This window comes from Lactobacillus sp. M0393, assembly GCF_016102025.1.
Lineage (GTDB): Bacteria > Bacillota > Bacilli > Lactobacillales > Lactobacillaceae > Lactobacillus > Lactobacillus melliventris.
The window spans coordinates 88,056-102,956 of sequence record NZ_JACFPK010000002.1 but is presented as its reverse complement, the minus strand read 5'-3'; the positions used below and the strand labels follow the sequence as shown (position 1 = coordinate 102,956).

Genomic DNA, 14,901 nt, shown 5'->3' with positions numbered 1-14,901 from the left:
TTATTCACTCTTCTTTAATTCTTGAATTCTTTCCTGAACGCTTTGAAGTTGATTTTCGTAATCAGCTTTTTTCGCTTTTTCTTTATTTATCACAGCTTCAGGAGCATGTGCGACAAAGCCTTGATTACTTAGTTTCTTAGTTGACCGTTCAACTTCAGCTTGCAGATCTTTTTCTTCTTTGGTCATGCGCTTGATCTCGTCTTCAATATTGACTAAATCAGCTAACGGAACAAAGATCTGTGCACCTGAAATCACGGCAGTCTTAGCAAGTTTTGGTGCATCAATTTGAGTTGAAATGGTTAATTCTTTTGGATGCAAAAAGTTCTTAACGTAATCTTCATTGTCAGTTAAAATTCTTTCATTCTTTGCGTCTTCTAACTGAATCATGATGTCGATTGAGGAAGATAAAGGAGCATTCACTTCCATGCGAATGTTACGTACCGCCTTAATAATTTCAATCAAGAAAGCCATGTCATGACGAGCTTGTTCGTTTTCAAACTCATCATGTACTACGGGATACTTGGCCACCATAATTGACTCACCATCGTGTGGCATGGAGAGCCAAAGTTTTTCCGTTACAAATGGCATAATTGGATGTAATAAACGCAAGATTTGGTCAAGAATCCAAATTAAATTATCTTGTTTTCTTGCTTTTAATTCTTGATCATTACCATTCAAAGCTACTTTGGCCATTTCAATGTACCAATCGCAGAAATCGTTCCAAATGAAGTTGTATAATTCACGACCAGCTTCACCAAACTGATAATTGTCAAATAAGCGAATAACCTCACTCACAGTGTGATTTAGGCGGTCAAAGATCCAACCATCTGCTAAATCAAATTTAGCTGTATCTGGCATATGAGCAGGTTGTGCATCTTCTGGTAAATTCATAATTACGAATCTGGCGGCATTCCAAATCTTATTGATAAAGTTCCAAGCAGATGCAAGTTGCTTTGGATTGTAACGCGTGTCTTGGCCAGGAGCTGTACCGTTAAGCAAGAACCAGCGTAAAGCATCGGCACCATACTGGTCAATAACATCCATTGGATCGACCCCGTTACCCAAAGATTTACTCATTTTACGTCCTTGTTCATCACGAATCAAGCCATGAAGTACCACGTCATTAAACGGTCTTTCATGTGTAAAATGCAAGCTCTGGAATATCATCCGTGAAACCCAGAAAAAGATAATATCATAGCCAGTAACTAAGGCATTAGTTGGGAAATAACGCTTAAAATCAGCAGAATTTTCATCAGGCCAGCCTAAAGTTGAGAATGGCCATAAAGCACTGGAGAACCAGGTATCTAGTACATCTGGATCTTGTTTCCAGTTTTCAATGTCCTTTGGCGCATTTTCGCCAACATACATTTCACCGGTCTTTTTATTGTACCAAGCAGGAATTCGGTGTCCCCACCATAATTGACGTGAAATTACCCAGTCATGAACATCCTCCATCCAGTGATCTAAAGTTTGTTCAAATCTTTTTGGTACAAAATTAACCTTACCCGCAGTTTTTTGATTTTCTAAAACTTTATCAGCTAATGGCTTCATCTTAACAAACCATTGCGTTGATAGACGAGGTTCTACTTGAACGCCAGAACGCTCCGAGTGTCCAACTGAGTGCACAATCGGCTTAACTTTAAGCAAATAGCCCTGTTCCTTTAGGTCTTTAACTAATGCTTCGCGGCACTCAAAACGATCCATGCCTTCATACTTACCAGCATTCCCATTCATTGTACCGTCATCGTTCATTACGTTGATTCGTTCTAAATTATGACGATTACCTACAGCAAAGTCATTAGGATCATGAGCCGGAGTAATCTTTACTAAACCAGTACCAAATTCTGGATCAACATGTTGATCTTCAATAATTGGAATGTGACGTCCCACTAGCGGTAAAATTAATTCTTTGCCGACCAAGTCTTTATAGCGTTCATCCCCCGGTGCCACAGCAACAGCAGTATCACCAAACATAGTTTCAGGACGAGTAGTTGCAATTTCAACAAAGCCGGAACCGTCAGCAAACGGATATTTAATATGATAAAAAGCGCCTTTATCGTCTTGGTGAATAACTTCGATATCGCTTAGAGCTGTTTGCAGCTCAGGATCCCAATTGATAATGTATTCCCCGCGATAAATTAATCCTTCATTATAAAGTTGAACAAAGACGCGGCGAACAGCTTTAGACAAACCCTTATCTAATGTAAATCTTTCACGTGAATAATCTAGTGACAGGCCCAATTTTGCCCACTGACTCTTGATAATAGCAGCGTACTCATCTTTCCAGTCCCAAACTTGTTTAACAAAAGCTTCACGTCCCATTTCATGACGGTCTTTACCCTGTTTGCGTAATTTAGCCTCAACTTTAGCCTGAGTTGCAATTCCGGCATGATCCATTCCCGGAAGATACAAGGTATCATAACCCTGCATTCTTTTAAATCTAATTAATGTATCCTGAATTGCTGTATCCCAAGCATGACCTAAATGAAGCTTACCAGTAACATTTGGTGGCGGAATAACAATTGCATACGGATGTGCCTTTTTATCTCCAGATGGCTTAAATAAATCTTGATCAAGCCACTTTTGATATCTACCCTGTTCAACCTCGCGTGGGTCATATTTTGGTGCTAAATCTGTCATAGTTCTCCTCCCAATAAAAAAGTCCTAGACAAAATGTCTAGGACGATGTGATTAACCGCGGTACCACCTAAAGTTAAGCAGAAAAAATTCTGCCTCTCTTAATAATGATAACGGCGAATTTGCCGGATCAGCCTACTGTTAGTTCAGCCAATCAGTCCAATTGAGCTACCAATTAACCTTCATTCGGCCTTTCACCACTATCAGCCTTTCTCTATCTATAAGGTTAATACCTCTCAATTATTGCTTTGGGCGTATTATAACACGTTTTTTACAGTAGTGCAGCATCTTCTGCCGCTTTATCTGCTAAAAACTTATCATTAGGATAGATTGAAGTTACTTGTATACCGGCTAGAGCGCGGTCAATTAATCCTTCAACATCCAAACGATTTTCAAATTCCCGTGCTTTATCGATTTTGGGCTTAGTTTTGGGACGAGGCGGTGCGAAGATAGTACAACAATCTTCAAATGGCTGGATAGACAAATCAAAAGTACCAATTTTTTCAGCCAAATTAATAATTTCAGTTTTATCCATCGTGGCAACTGGCCTGACAACTGGTGTGGTCGTCACATCATTAATTGCAGCCATTGATTCCAAAGTTTGCGAAGCCACTTGACCAACGGATTCACCGTTAAAAATAGCCAGGCCTCTTCTTTTAGCTCTTATTTTATCTGCCAACTGCAACATGAACCTTCTTTGCAAAGTCATTAAATAACCCTCAGGAATTTTTTCCTTAATGGTTTCCTGAATTTCAGCAAAAGGCACGGCAATAAAATTGATCTTCCCTGCATAATTAGCAAGAATCCCAGTTAATTCTTTAGCCTTATTTAGCGCTTTTTCAGTAGTATATGGCGGACTGTAAAAATGAACCATTTCAATATCGACACCACGCTTTAGAGCTAAATATGAAGCTACAGGCGAATCAATTCCGCCAGAAAGCATCATAACTGCCCTACCACCAGTTCCAACTGGCATTCCCCCTGCACCGCGAAGTAACTGATTCGAAATATAGACAGCATCCTTGCGTACTTCAATTCTCAGGACAATGTCAGGGTGTTTCATTTCTACCTTTAAATCCTCCATATTATCAAAGAGATAATCACCCACCATTTTATTCAACTCATTGGTATCGTATAAAAATTGATGATCACTGCGTTTAGTGTTGACTTTAAAAGTCATGCCCTTTTTAAAAGTTTCTTTCATTAAAGCTAGAGCAGTTTCTTCAATTTTTGCCAAAGTTTTTTCAACTTTGATAGTTGGTGAATAAGTTTGAATACCAAAAACCCTTTTTAAACGTTTATCGACTTTTGCAAAAGGTGCATCATTTAAAACTATGTGCATGCGGTCATGCCGCGGGTGTATTTCGACTTGCGGAAAATCGCGCAATACTTTAGTCACGTTACCAGCTAAGCGGCCAATGAAATCTTTACGATTTTTCCCTTTAGTTGACAGCTCACCATAACGTACCATTATTTCAGTATATTTCATAAAAAATTATTCTCCTAAATGATTAATTCTGGCAAAATGATGGTAAATTTTATCAAAGACCTTAATAAATTCATCTGCCTCGGCAAGAGTATTAGTTTCATCAAAACTAAGACGAATCGCACTTGTTGCTACTTTATCATTAACATGCATTGCCACTAATGTGCTGGCTTGATCAGTCTTAGTGGAAGAACAGGCCGAAGTAGTTGAAGTATAAATGTCATACTCTTCGAGTGTATGAACAAGAGTCTCTCCCCTAATACCTTCAAGGGCAAAACATAAAATATGAGGGGCAAAGTTATCATTCAATGGTGAAAATATAGTGATTCCTGGCTTATCTTGGAGATACTTCACTATTTTAGCTTTAATAGCAATCTCACGTTGAACTTTTTCACGTTCATTTTCTAAAAGCAAGCGCACTGCTTTAGCCATCCCTGCTATTGCCGGTAAGTTTTCAGTACCTGAACGCAAACCTTTTTCCTGACCGCCACCATCATGCAAGGGAGCAAGCATCTTGCCCTCTTTTTTATAAAGGATTCCGATACCTCGAGGTGCATGAAATTTATGCGCTGACAGACTGGAAAAATCAACACGAGGAGTAAAAACACGAGACCAAATATTTTTACCTAATGCTTGCACATTATCTACATGAAAACTCACGGTCGGGTAGTTAGTTAATAAATCACTAATTTCATCAATTGGCTGAATAGCACCAATTTCATTATTAACGCCCATTATTGAAACTAAAGTTGTATCAGAATCTAAGGCATTACGTAAATCGTTTACGCTAACACGCCCTTCTTTATCAACAGGTAAATGGGTTACACGAAAGCCAATATACTCTAGAGCGTTAAAAGCATTGGCAACAGAAGCATGTTCAACGCTTGAGGTAATGAGATGCTTGCCAAATTCCCGTTTTTGCAAAGCGGTTCCTTTTATCGCCCAGTTATTTGACTCAGTGCCACCAGAGGTAAAGAAAATTTCATCCTGTTTTGTGCCTAAAAGATTGGCAATTTGCTTACGTGAACTTTCTAAAAGTTGAAATGCACGGTCTCCCAGTTTATGTAAACTGGACGGATTGCCCCAAATAGTTTGAGCTACTTTATCATATGTGGCTAAAACAGCAGGATCAATCTTAGTCGTGGCGCTGTTGTCAAAGTAAATCACGGAATTTCTCCCCTCCAAAAACACTACATGGTCAGCTATTAACTTATAAATTGTAACTTAAATTCTTGTCAGCTTCAATTATTTATTCATGAGCACTAAAAAAGCTTTAAAATTATTGTTTTAATTTTAAAGCTAAATATTTTTCAGCAGAATTATAATATCCATCAGCTATTTTTCTTATCAGAATAGTACAAATTTTCTAAGCGTTGATATGAACCTGGCTCAACTTTTTCAATAGCTGTTGCAATGGTGTCCAAAGCATCTTTATAGTTATAATCCTGTTCATAAAGTTGCATTGCCTTTTTCTGAGCGCTTTTGATGGAACCATTATTGGAATATTTATTAGAATATTGCAAAGTTAGCTGAACTAAATCAGCAGAATTAATAATGTCATCTGCTTCTCGTTTTAACCTTTCGACATCATCAGAAATTTGAATTAATTCCTGAGAAATCTTTTCCATGTTTAGCCTTACCTGACTCAATTCTTTTGCCACATGACCAATCTCGTTGACAACCAAAGTATACATTTGCACAAAAGTATCCGGATTACCAGGGATTTTTTTACGTTCCAAACGGCGATAAACTAGAGAAACTTCCTGCTTAAAGCGGTTGATTGAATCATTGGCTACATTCTCAGAATCATAAAGACCATCAACGTCTTGGGACATTTTCTTTTGCTCTGCACTAATTTCACGCAATCGTTCCAGCATACTCAACCACGATGACTTAATTTTGGAATAAACTCCCTTACCATCAGCAACATTCTGGGTATCAACCGTATATTGCCGCTCCATATCATTGACTTCCTGTTCCAACTTCCTACTAGTGGCAAGTTCATTGTGAGTAAGCTCATAACTCTCATCAATATGGCGCAATTTTGCTACTAGTTTTTTTGATTCCACTTGTTCGTGAGCAAGCAGACGCTGGATTTTATCTTGATTCTCTTCTACAAATGGTCTTGCTTTGTACTCTTTAGCTAAAATATCATAAAGAGCAGAAATCTCTTTTTTAATTTCCGCATTTTTTTCTTTTAACTCGGAAACTTTAAGCTCTTTTAGCAAACTATTTGCATCGGCTACTTGTCCTCTGATTTTTTTAATCTCAGCTAAAACGTCTACCTGAGTTATGTAATACTTAGAAGACATCATCTTCTTATAACTGTCGGACAATTCACTCAACTGATCTTGAAAAACTTTATTGAGTTGGTGACGAGCATTCCTAATTTCGGGCAGGATAGAACTAATGTTAGTCAAAGCAGCTTTAATTTTTGACAAAATACGTTTTGCTTCAACTTGATCTCCTTGAGCAGTCAAACTCTTGGCTTCTGAAAAGTCATTTTCAATATTTGTCAATTCATTTTCAATCTGATCCAGAGCAGCACCATAATCATATGAATTTGCCAGAATGTCTTTACGCATTTCTTTAAAGCCATTGAACAAGTCATTATATTTTTTTTGATTCTCACGGTTTGATTCAAGTAATTCTGTGAATACTTCCTTAGTGTTCTTGGCATCTTTATAAGTTGGATCCATGATTTCACGGGCTTGTTTAATATTTTTATGAGCTTTAAATAAGTGATAGTGTGTATTTTGCTCAGCAGCCTGTTCAAGAAAGTTCTGCGCTGCAGGAATCTTTTTAGCCAATGCCTGCTCGTAGTTTTTACGCCAAGTAGTTAATGTTGTCAAACTTTCACCGGCTAAATCCATTTTATCCAGATTGACAATATCTGTTTCTAAATGCATTTTATCAATTTTGGTAATCAAATCGTCTAATTCAAGAATTTGCCTTAATTGGCGGCGATTGATTATTAACATAGCGGCTATAATTATAATGATGATTAAAATTGCAATGATTACAACTATGGATTGAGTTGGTGACATAATTTTCCTCCAAAACTACCCCAATTATACCAAACTTCTACATTATTGTGGTCAAGAGTTTTTTCAAGCCAATAAAATTCGTTATTTAAATAAAATCGTGCGATCAGATATTTATAAATATCTCTTTAATTAAAAGCAGTATACTAGTATTAACAAGTTGCTACCACCTTTTTATTTTTTCTAGTTAAATTATTAAATATTAAAGCAATTGCTATTTTCCTTGCTTTAATAAGGTAATACAACTATAATATAGAACGTGTAAAATATTTGCAGCTATAAGTGGCAAGAACGTCAACATCTTAATACGTTTTAGTGAACGAGTAACCGACGCTGCAATAGGCGAAAATGAAAATTAAGATGCACGAATGTTAAACTTATACGTAATTATTTTACTCCAAAAACTGTTATCAGATTTTATTGGAGGATTTTATGTCAAGATATACAGGTCCAAGTTGGAAACGTTCCAGAAGATTAGGAATTTCACTTTCAGGTACTGGCAAGGAGCTTAGTCGTAGAAACTACGCCCCTGGTCAACACGGCCCTAATTCACGTGGTCGTTTATCAGAATATGGCGAACAATTGCATGAAAAGCAAAAGTTACGTTGGATGTACGGTTTAAATGAGCGTCAATTTAGAACTTTGTTCAAACGTGCCGGTAAGATCCGTGAAGGTGAACACGGTACTAACTTTATGGTTCTGCTTGAATGCCGTTTAGACAGTATTGTTTACCGTTTAGGTTTGGCTACTACTAGAGAGCAAGCTAGACAATTAGTTAACCACGGTCACATCACTGTTGACGGCAAGCGTGTTGATATTCCTTCCTATGAAGTCAAGGTTGGTCAAACCATTGGTCTTAAGGAAAAGTCAAAGAACCTGCAACAAGTTAAGGATGCACTTGAAGCAGTTGTATCCCGCCCATCCTTTGTTTCATTCGATGACAACAAGGTAGAAGGTTCACTTGTTCGCCTTCCAGAACGTGATGAAATGGAACCAGAAATTAACGAAGCTCTAGTTGTTGAATACTACAACAAGTTACTTTGATTTCCATGTTTTTACAAACCCCTTTCCTTCTTGGAGAGGGGTTTTTGTTACCCGAAAGGAGTACCAATCAATGACGGAGGATTTAAATACCAGAGTTTCAAATGCTGCTCAAGGCATCACACCCCAAACAAAGCCGGATGAACGCAGAAGATTTTTAGGGTCTCTTCGCGAGCGGGTATTAGTTAGAATGACCAATGCTGAAGTGCAAGATCCTAAATTAATCAACCTATTTTTACGCCATTTTAAAGATTATATTGGTTACAATATCCTGATTAATGGCAATTTACACGATAAGTTTGTTGATCAAGTGGAAACTAGTTGTGGCAAATACGAGATCTCTTTTACTATCGTTAACAATGAAACGGCAAAAACGGGTCCGAATGACTCGGCAATCTTAGTAGTAGCTGCAAATGCAATTAACAAAATGCGCATTGAAATAAGTCAAGTGTATCCGCCCGAGATGCCCCAAGAATTGCTTACTAGTGGCAAAACTAAAAAAGCTGGTTTCTGGCAGCGACTTTTTCATGGAGACAATTAAATGAAACCATTAGCTTACAGAATGAGACCAAAAACCTTAGATGAGGTAGTCGGTCAGGAGCATTTAATTGGCCCTGGAAAAATTATTCGCCGGATGGTTGAAGCCAAAATGTTGTCCTCGATGATTCTTTACGGTCCTCCGGGAATAGGCAAAACAAGTATTGCCAGTGCCATAGCTGGTTCCACCAAATACGCTTTTCGCCAGCTTAACGCTGCAACAGACAGTAAAAAACAGCTGGAACAAGTAGCTGCGGAAGGAAAATTGAGTGGTACGGTGATATTGCTCCTAGACGAAATTCACCGCTTGGATAAAACCAAGCAGGACTTTTTATTACCTCTTTTAGAATCCGGACAAATTATTTTGATCGGTGCCACAACTGAAAATCCGTATATAGCAATTTCCCCCGCTATTCGTTCCCGCTGCCAGATTTTTGAATTAAAGCCTTTGGCAAAAAATGATGTTAATAAAGCAATTGACCGGGCGCTTAAAGATTGTGAACTTGGTTTAGGTAAGTACAACGTTAAATTGACTTCAAGCGCCAGAGAATTATTAGTGCAAAAAGGCAACGGTGACTTACGTTCGACACTGAACGGACTCGAACTTGCAGTCCGCTCAACGAAACAGGAAATGATAGCTGCCGGTAAAAATGATGAAACTGAATTAATCATTGATCAAGATGAAATGGCCAATTCTATCCAGCTGCGTAATCAAAACTTTGATGCTAAGGGCGATGGGCATTATGATCTGGTTTCTGCTTTTCAAAAATCAATTCGCGGTTCTGATACAGATGCAGCCTTGCATTATTTAGCTCGACTAATTGAGTCTGGTGATTTAATAGCAATTTGTAGGCGTTTAAGTGTAATTGCCTATGAAGACATCGGCCTTGCAAATCCCGCAGCCGTTCAGCATGCTCAAATAGCTATTCAGTCTGCTAAGAGTCTGGGTTTCCCTGAAGCGCGGATACCTTTAGCTAACGCGGTGATTGAACTGGCTTTATCACCTAAAAGTAACAGTGCTATCAGTGCTATTGATCAGGCTTTAGCTGATGTAAAAAATAAGGACTATGGCAATATCCCTTCTACTTTAAAAGATGCACACTATAGTGGTGCTGCAAAATTAGGTCACGGTAATGGTTATATTTATCCTCATTCTTATGTGAATGATTGGATACCACAGCAATATTTACCAGATAAACTCGTTGGCACGCGATATTTTCAGCCTAAAGGCAATTCTAAAATAGAAAAAGGGTTTAAAAAGCAATACGAAACTTTGCATGAATTGCAAAAACAGGGTCTAAAATAATTAGTTTTGCATAGAAGGAAAATATTTTAGTAGATGCTGGCCGAAGATTTATTTTGCAATCAGCCCTTTTATTTTGGTCATGCACAAAGTAAGCCGGTATATTGATAACCTTAGTTCGTTCAGGAGCTTAAAAGCTCTTCTAAAAAGTACCCAATAATTTTTCTGCCTTGACAAAACTCGTGATGCTTAGTAGTATAATAGTTGATCTGAGTTGATCGACTAGCTCAATTGTATAAGGTTGACCGGTCAAACATAAGACATGCGAGATAGTAAATAACTTTCGAATCGGAAAACTATCTTCAAAGATAGGATCCATATTCGTTGCGATACATCTCATTTTTTGAACACTGCGGGTTCAACAAGCATTGTTTTGCTATGTTTCGACGACTCGGATTTCTTGAGAAATTTAGAAAGCGGTCTGCGGACCGTTTTTTGTTTGGAGAATTTATGGCTATTAAAATTGTTATTCTAATTTACCTGGCAGTATTGCTATTGACTGCCTTTTACTTATGGCATAATCGGCACCGTCATTTCCTAATATACAACAGTAAAAATATTTCTAATTTTAGTTCTCTAATGTCTTGGACAGCTATTATTTTAATTATAGAGACCATTTTGGGTTTATTTTTAGTTTTCCAGAAGAATAAATACTTAAATCTTATTACTTTAATTCTCAGCAGCATTACTATCCTAATTTTTAGTCTTTTACTTAATCAAAAGGATGATTAACTGGACTAAAATTTGGTAAAATAATGGTAAGAGAGGTGTTTTAAATGATGAAACAATATCACCGTATTCAAGTCGCAGTTGATGGTTCAAAAGAAGCTGATTTAGCTTTTAAAAAAGCTGTCGCTGCGGCTAAGCGAAATGAAGCTGCTTTGGAAATTTTACATGTCATTGACACCAGATCCTTCCAAAATGTTTCTAGCTTTGATTCAGAAATGGTTGAACAAGTATCAAACGATGCTAAAGAAAAATTGCAAAATTACTATCAACAGGCTACAGAAGCTGGAGTAAGTGAGGTTCACTATTCAATTGAATTTGGGGCTCCTAAAGCAATTATCGCCCACCAATTCCCTAAAAAGCACCAGATTGATTTAATCGTATTAGGAGCTACAGGTCTCAACGCTGTTGAACGCATATTAATCGGCAGTGTTACCGAATATGTTACTAGAACTGCAGATTGTGACGTGCTAGTTTGTCGTTCTAACGAAAATTTGAGTAATTAAAAAAGAGCATTTCATTTGAAATGCTCTTTTTATGTATAGATAAATTAGAAATCTCCTGCTTGACTGAACATATAATCTTTATTATGAAATTTCATGGACAAAATCATACCAATACCAATCATATTACCAATTAAGGCTGATCCACCTTGAGAAATAAAAGGCAACGGGATACCGGTCAGAGGTAGCAGATCAATACTCATACCAATATTTTCAAATACATGGAAGAGTATCATCATGATAACGCCAGTAGAAACGTAAGAATAAAATGCGTTTTTGGTATCAAAAGTAATCCGTACCATTTGCACTATCAAGTATAAGTAAAGCAAAATGATTGCTACACTTCCAATGAAGCCAAATGATTCTCCTATCACTGAATAAACCATGTCGGAGCCTCGGACCGGCACATAAACACTTAGTTTACCAAAGCCGTTGCCGAATATTTGCCCAGAACCAATCGCTTGCATACTTTGCCACAATTGATACGCAGCTTTTGAAGTGTCATTAGATGGATTCAGCCATGACATAATACGTCTAAATTGATAAGGCTGAAAGAAATGACTTAGAAATGATTGACCACTTGGTGTGGTAACCATATAAATAACTACGACCCCCAGCACAAAGACAGCGACAAACATTGGCGCAATTATTTTCCACGAAATACCAGATACTAGCACTACGCCACCAACAATTGCAATGAAGACCAGCATCGTACCAAAGTCATTTTGCAGTTTTAAAAGCACAGCAATCGGTAGAAGCCAAGCCAGCATTTTACCAATTAAAATCCAGTCGTTTTTAATTGTGTGAGCAAATTTATTGTTATGCTCACGCACAACCCGGGCCAGCATCAATATAAAAGCAGGTTTCATGACTTCTGATGGCTGAAAAGAAATTGGCCCCAGCTTAAACCAGCTTTTGGCACCAGCATCTGCAGCTATACTGCGATTATAAAAGAACAAAACCGCAATTAAAAGCACTATCCCCAGACCATATACATAAGGTGCAATGCGGTAGAGCTGTTCAGCATCAAATTGGATTACAAAAGCAACTGCGGCAATCGAGATAACATACCATAATCCTTGCATTGCCACTGCCCTAACTGGACTTCCCATATGACTGGGATCATCAATTGCGGCAAAATAAATGGAATAAAGGCCCACAGCTGCCAATATGAGCACAGGGACAACAATATTCCAGGCAATTCGATCAAACAGATTGGTTTTATTTTGTACTTTGACCATTAATTAATCACAACCTATTATTTTTCATGCAAAGCGAAGTATGAAAGCAAATCATTAATACTGCTTTCCAAACTTTTTGCATACAAGACGCTGTTGGTTTTGCCGGTTGTAGCCCGATAACGGCCAGCAATTTTTTCAATCACGCCAATAGATTTTTTCTGGGGAATTACTACTTCCCAGGTGGGGTTTTGCTTACCCTTAATTTCATTAATTTCCACATTAATATTTTCTGGTTTTTTTGACATAAATACTCCTATTTCGTATTAGGATGGAATTTCTTTGCAATAATCTCATCTTCATATCGTTCTGGATGAGGATTACGAAAAATTGTAAATTTATCTGGTACCGGATCAACACCACCACGCACAAAAGGATTGCAGCGTAATATACGTGATATTCCCATAATAAGTCCTAAAAGAGTACCAAATTTGGTCAATGCGTCAACCATATAGGTCGAACATGTTGGATAATAACGGCATGATTTTGGTAAAGCAGGAGAAATAAACTTCTGGTAGATTTTAACCAAATAAATCAAAATTTTACGCAAATTTAGCCTCCCAAGATTAGTGACGCTGATGTTTTTCAATATTCTTAAGCAAAATTCCCGTCCCAAGTGCCACAGCTTCAAGTGGATGATCGGCCGTTAATACTGGTACCTTAAGGTAATAAGAAATTAGCTTATCAATATTCTTAAGCAATGCTCCACCACCTGTCAGCATAATTCCACGGTCAATAATATCTGCAGAAAGCTCCGGTGGGGTCTTTTCCAAAACCTCTTTAGTAGCAGCAATAATAGTCATCAAGCCATCATGAAGAGCTTCTTGAATTTCAGGCGCAGTAACAGTAGCCTGTTTTGGCAGACCGTCAACCACATCGCGACCGCGAACAGTGATAGTTTCGTTCTTATCAGGTTCAAAAGCACTACCAATTTCGATTTTAATCTGTTCCGCAGTGCGTGAGCCAATTAGCAAGTTATGTTTGTTCTTAATGTAAGAAACAACAGCTTGATTCATATGATCCCCAGCATAACGCAATGATTGACTTGTAACAATTTCACCCATTGATAAAACGGCAATATCAGTAGTACCACCACCAATATCGATTACGATGTTGCCTTGAGGTTTGAAAATATCAAGCCCTGCACCTACAGCAGCAACTTTAGGCTCAAAATCAAGGTAAACTTTGCCACCACCCGATTTTTCCGCAGCCTGAATGATTGCCTTCTGTTCAATTGATGTTACTCCAGTAGGAGCACAAATTAAAATATTTGGCTTAGACATAAAGCCTTTAACGTTTAATTTTTCAATAAAGTAAGACAGCATTGCTTCTGTGATATCAAAATCAGCGATAACACCATTTTTTAAAGGACGGATTACACGGATGTTCCCCGGAGTCCTTCCTACCATCTTGTAGGCTTCTGTACCAACTGCTACTACTTTATTTGTACTTGTATTGACAGCAACAACAGAAGGCTCATTTAAGACAATTCCTTTACCAGAAACATTAATGAGCACATTTGCTGTTCCTAAATCTATTCCTATATCTCGTGCCACGATAATCCTCCATCATATTCAATGTATATTTTACCATAAAGATTTTAAGTTTGTCGGCGACTTTATCCGCTTTACCAAGTCTTAAAAGAAATTACTTAACTGCAATGAAGTATCAATTAATGTAATAAAGAAATTACCCACTAGAAAGCCTAAAGCAATTGCAGCAAAGATAAGTAGCAGTTGTGCTTCAAATATCCTGTTTTTACGAATTATCTTTTCAATGCGAACACTTTTCATAATCTGAAAGGACAAACCAATCGTAATTAAATAAATTACTATACTAATTAAAGCATGAACGCCAAGTTGAAACATATTCTTTTCCACTTTTCCTAAGTTACAATAAAAGCGGACACACAAAAGCAGTGCATCCGCTTAAAACTTTAAATCTATTTAACTGAATTGTAAACACTTATTCGGTTAACGGCTCTTCTAAGTGCAACCTGTGCCCGCTCAAGTGATCGTTGATCATGGGCAGCCTGAGCCTTTTTCAGTGCATTTTGAGCACGTTCTCTAGCTGCTTTAGCCCGGGAAACATCAATATTATTTGCCCGCTCAGCGCTGTCAGCAATAATGGTAGCCACATTATTTGAAAATTCAAAATAGCCGCCACTAACAGCAATATGGTTGACAATATTGTTCATTTCCCGACTTCTTTTAACTTTAATCTCACCTATTGCTAGCGGAGTCAAAATCGGTAAGTGATTATACATCACTGAACGTTGACCATCAATTGCACGCATTTCAACAATACTAGAATGATGAGAAAATATTAGACCATCTGGAGTTACAACATTTACCATAAAAAGTTTTTCTGGATCTGCCATTTGACA

Annotated in this window: 15 protein-coding genes; 5 read left to right on the top strand and 10 right to left on the bottom strand. The window is 37.7% G+C overall.

Annotated elements, in window-relative coordinates; translation table 11 throughout:
* The 4 genes from H3R29_RS01830 to ezrA form a co-directional block, all read right to left on the bottom strand.
* The gene (locus tag H3R29_RS01830; RefSeq protein WP_198202396.1) at positions 1 to 2,640 is read right to left on the bottom strand and encodes a valine--tRNA ligase; all 2,640 of its coding nucleotides are present in this window, start codon (positions 2,638 to 2,640) and stop codon (positions 1 to 3) included.
* A gap of 268 nt (positions 2,641 to 2,908) precedes the next feature.
* Complete coding sequence (thiI, locus tag H3R29_RS01825; protein WP_198202394.1) at positions 2,909 to 4,126, bottom strand: tRNA uracil 4-sulfurtransferase ThiI; 1,218 nt, start codon at positions 4,124 to 4,126, stop codon at positions 2,909 to 2,911.
* A gap of 6 nt (positions 4,127 to 4,132) precedes the next feature.
* Positions 4,133 to 5,290 (bottom strand): cysteine desulfurase family protein, encoded by a 1,158-nt coding sequence (locus H3R29_RS01820; protein WP_198202392.1) that lies wholly within the window; start codon positions 5,288 to 5,290, stop codon positions 4,133 to 4,135.
* A gap of 164 nt (positions 5,291 to 5,454) precedes the next feature.
* Positions 5,455 to 7,170, bottom strand: coding sequence for a septation ring formation regulator EzrA (ezrA, locus tag H3R29_RS01815; protein ID WP_198202390.1), 1,716 nt, complete (start codon positions 7,168 to 7,170; stop codon positions 5,455 to 5,457).
* A gap of 429 nt (positions 7,171 to 7,599) precedes the next feature.
* On the opposite strand from ezrA, the gene rpsD reads away from it, so the two are divergent.
* From rpsD to H3R29_RS01790, 5 genes are all read left to right on the top strand, one after another.
* Entirely contained in the window at positions 7,600 to 8,211 is a 612-nt protein-coding gene (gene rpsD / locus H3R29_RS01810; protein ID WP_046324725.1) for a 30S ribosomal protein S4, read from the top strand.
* 70 nt (positions 8,212 to 8,281) lie between these two features.
* Positions 8,282 to 8,749 carry a YueI family protein gene (locus tag H3R29_RS01805; protein ID WP_198202389.1) on the top strand — a complete coding sequence of 156 codons (468 nt, stop codon included), beginning with the start codon at positions 8,282 to 8,284 and terminating at the stop codon, positions 8,747 to 8,749.
* Complete coding sequence (locus tag H3R29_RS01800; protein ID WP_198202388.1) at positions 8,750 to 10,051, top strand: replication-associated recombination protein A; 1,302 nt, start codon at positions 8,750 to 8,752, stop codon at positions 10,049 to 10,051.
* A gap of 447 nt (positions 10,052 to 10,498) precedes the next feature.
* The gene (locus H3R29_RS01795) at positions 10,499 to 10,780 is read left to right on the top strand and encodes a hypothetical protein (RefSeq protein WP_046324722.1); all 282 of its coding nucleotides are present in this window, start codon (positions 10,499 to 10,501) and stop codon (positions 10,778 to 10,780) included.
* Positions 10,781 to 10,824: 44 nt separating this feature from the next.
* Positions 10,825 to 11,280 carry a universal stress protein gene (locus H3R29_RS01790; protein WP_046324721.1) on the top strand — a complete coding sequence of 152 codons (456 nt, stop codon included), beginning with the start codon at positions 10,825 to 10,827 and terminating at the stop codon, positions 11,278 to 11,280.
* A 44-nt stretch (positions 11,281 to 11,324) separates the two neighbouring features.
* Here H3R29_RS01790 and H3R29_RS01785 read toward each other — a convergent pair whose 3' ends face one another.
* From H3R29_RS01785 to H3R29_RS01760, 6 genes are all read right to left on the bottom strand, one after another.
* Entirely contained in the window at positions 11,325 to 12,518 is a 1,194-nt protein-coding gene (locus H3R29_RS01785; protein WP_198202387.1) for an FtsW/RodA/SpoVE family cell cycle protein, read from the bottom strand.
* 17 nt (positions 12,519 to 12,535) lie between these two features.
* Entirely contained in the window at positions 12,536 to 12,763 is a 228-nt protein-coding gene (locus H3R29_RS01780; protein WP_110445998.1) for a DUF2969 domain-containing protein, read from the bottom strand.
* Between the two features lie 8 nt (positions 12,764 to 12,771).
* Complete coding sequence (yidD, locus tag H3R29_RS01775) at positions 12,772 to 13,065, bottom strand: membrane protein insertion efficiency factor YidD (RefSeq protein ID WP_198202386.1); 294 nt, start codon at positions 13,063 to 13,065, stop codon at positions 12,772 to 12,774.
* 16 nt (positions 13,066 to 13,081) lie between these two features.
* Positions 13,082 to 14,071: a rod shape-determining protein gene (locus H3R29_RS01770; RefSeq protein ID WP_046324716.1), complete on the bottom strand. Its 990-nt coding sequence runs from the start codon at positions 14,069 to 14,071 to the stop codon at positions 13,082 to 13,084.
* A gap of 81 nt (positions 14,072 to 14,152) precedes the next feature.
* A complete protein-coding gene (locus tag H3R29_RS01765; protein WP_034981184.1) occupies positions 14,153 to 14,383 on the bottom strand; it encodes a DUF1146 family protein in 231 nt (76 codons plus the stop codon).
* Positions 14,384 to 14,457: 74 nt separating this feature from the next.
* Complete coding sequence (locus tag H3R29_RS01760) at positions 14,458 to 14,895, bottom strand: F0F1 ATP synthase subunit epsilon (protein WP_046324715.1); 438 nt, start codon at positions 14,893 to 14,895, stop codon at positions 14,458 to 14,460.
* Positions 14,896 to 14,901: the final 6 nt, after the last annotated feature.

Bases quoted from the DNA above. Each gene is read 5' to 3' on its own strand.
- H3R29_RS01830 (WP_198202396.1), bottom strand. From the start codon at position 2,640: ATGACAGATTTAGCACCAAAATATGACCCACGCGAGGTTGAACAGGGT.
- thiI (WP_198202394.1), bottom strand. From the start codon at position 4,126: ATGAAATATACTGAAATAATGGTACGTTATGGTGAGCTGTCAACTAAA.
- ezrA (WP_198202390.1), bottom strand. From the start codon at position 7,170: ATGTCACCAACTCAATCCATAGTTGTAATCATTGCAATTTTAATCATC.
- rpsD (WP_046324725.1), top strand. From the start codon at position 7,600: ATGTCAAGATATACAGGTCCAAGTTGGAAACGTTCCAGAAGATTAGGA.
- H3R29_RS01805 (WP_198202389.1), top strand. From the start codon at position 8,282: ATGACGGAGGATTTAAATACCAGAGTTTCAAATGCTGCTCAAGGCATC.
- H3R29_RS01800 (WP_198202388.1), top strand. From the start codon at position 8,750: ATGAAACCATTAGCTTACAGAATGAGACCAAAAACCTTAGATGAGGTA.
- H3R29_RS01795 (WP_046324722.1), top strand. From the start codon at position 10,499: ATGGCTATTAAAATTGTTATTCTAATTTACCTGGCAGTATTGCTATTG.
- H3R29_RS01790 (WP_046324721.1), top strand. From the start codon at position 10,825: ATGATGAAACAATATCACCGTATTCAAGTCGCAGTTGATGGTTCAAAA.
- H3R29_RS01785 (WP_198202387.1), bottom strand. From the start codon at position 12,518: ATGGTCAAAGTACAAAATAAAACCAATCTGTTTGATCGAATTGCCTGG.
- H3R29_RS01780 (WP_110445998.1), bottom strand. From the start codon at position 12,763: ATGTCAAAAAAACCAGAAAATATTAATGTGGAAATTAATGAAATTAAG.
- H3R29_RS01765 (WP_034981184.1), bottom strand. From the start codon at position 14,383: ATGTTTCAACTTGGCGTTCATGCTTTAATTAGTATAGTAATTTATTTA.
- H3R29_RS01760 (WP_046324715.1), bottom strand. From the start codon at position 14,895: ATGGCAGATCCAGAAAAACTTTTTATGGTAAATGTTGTAACTCCAGAT.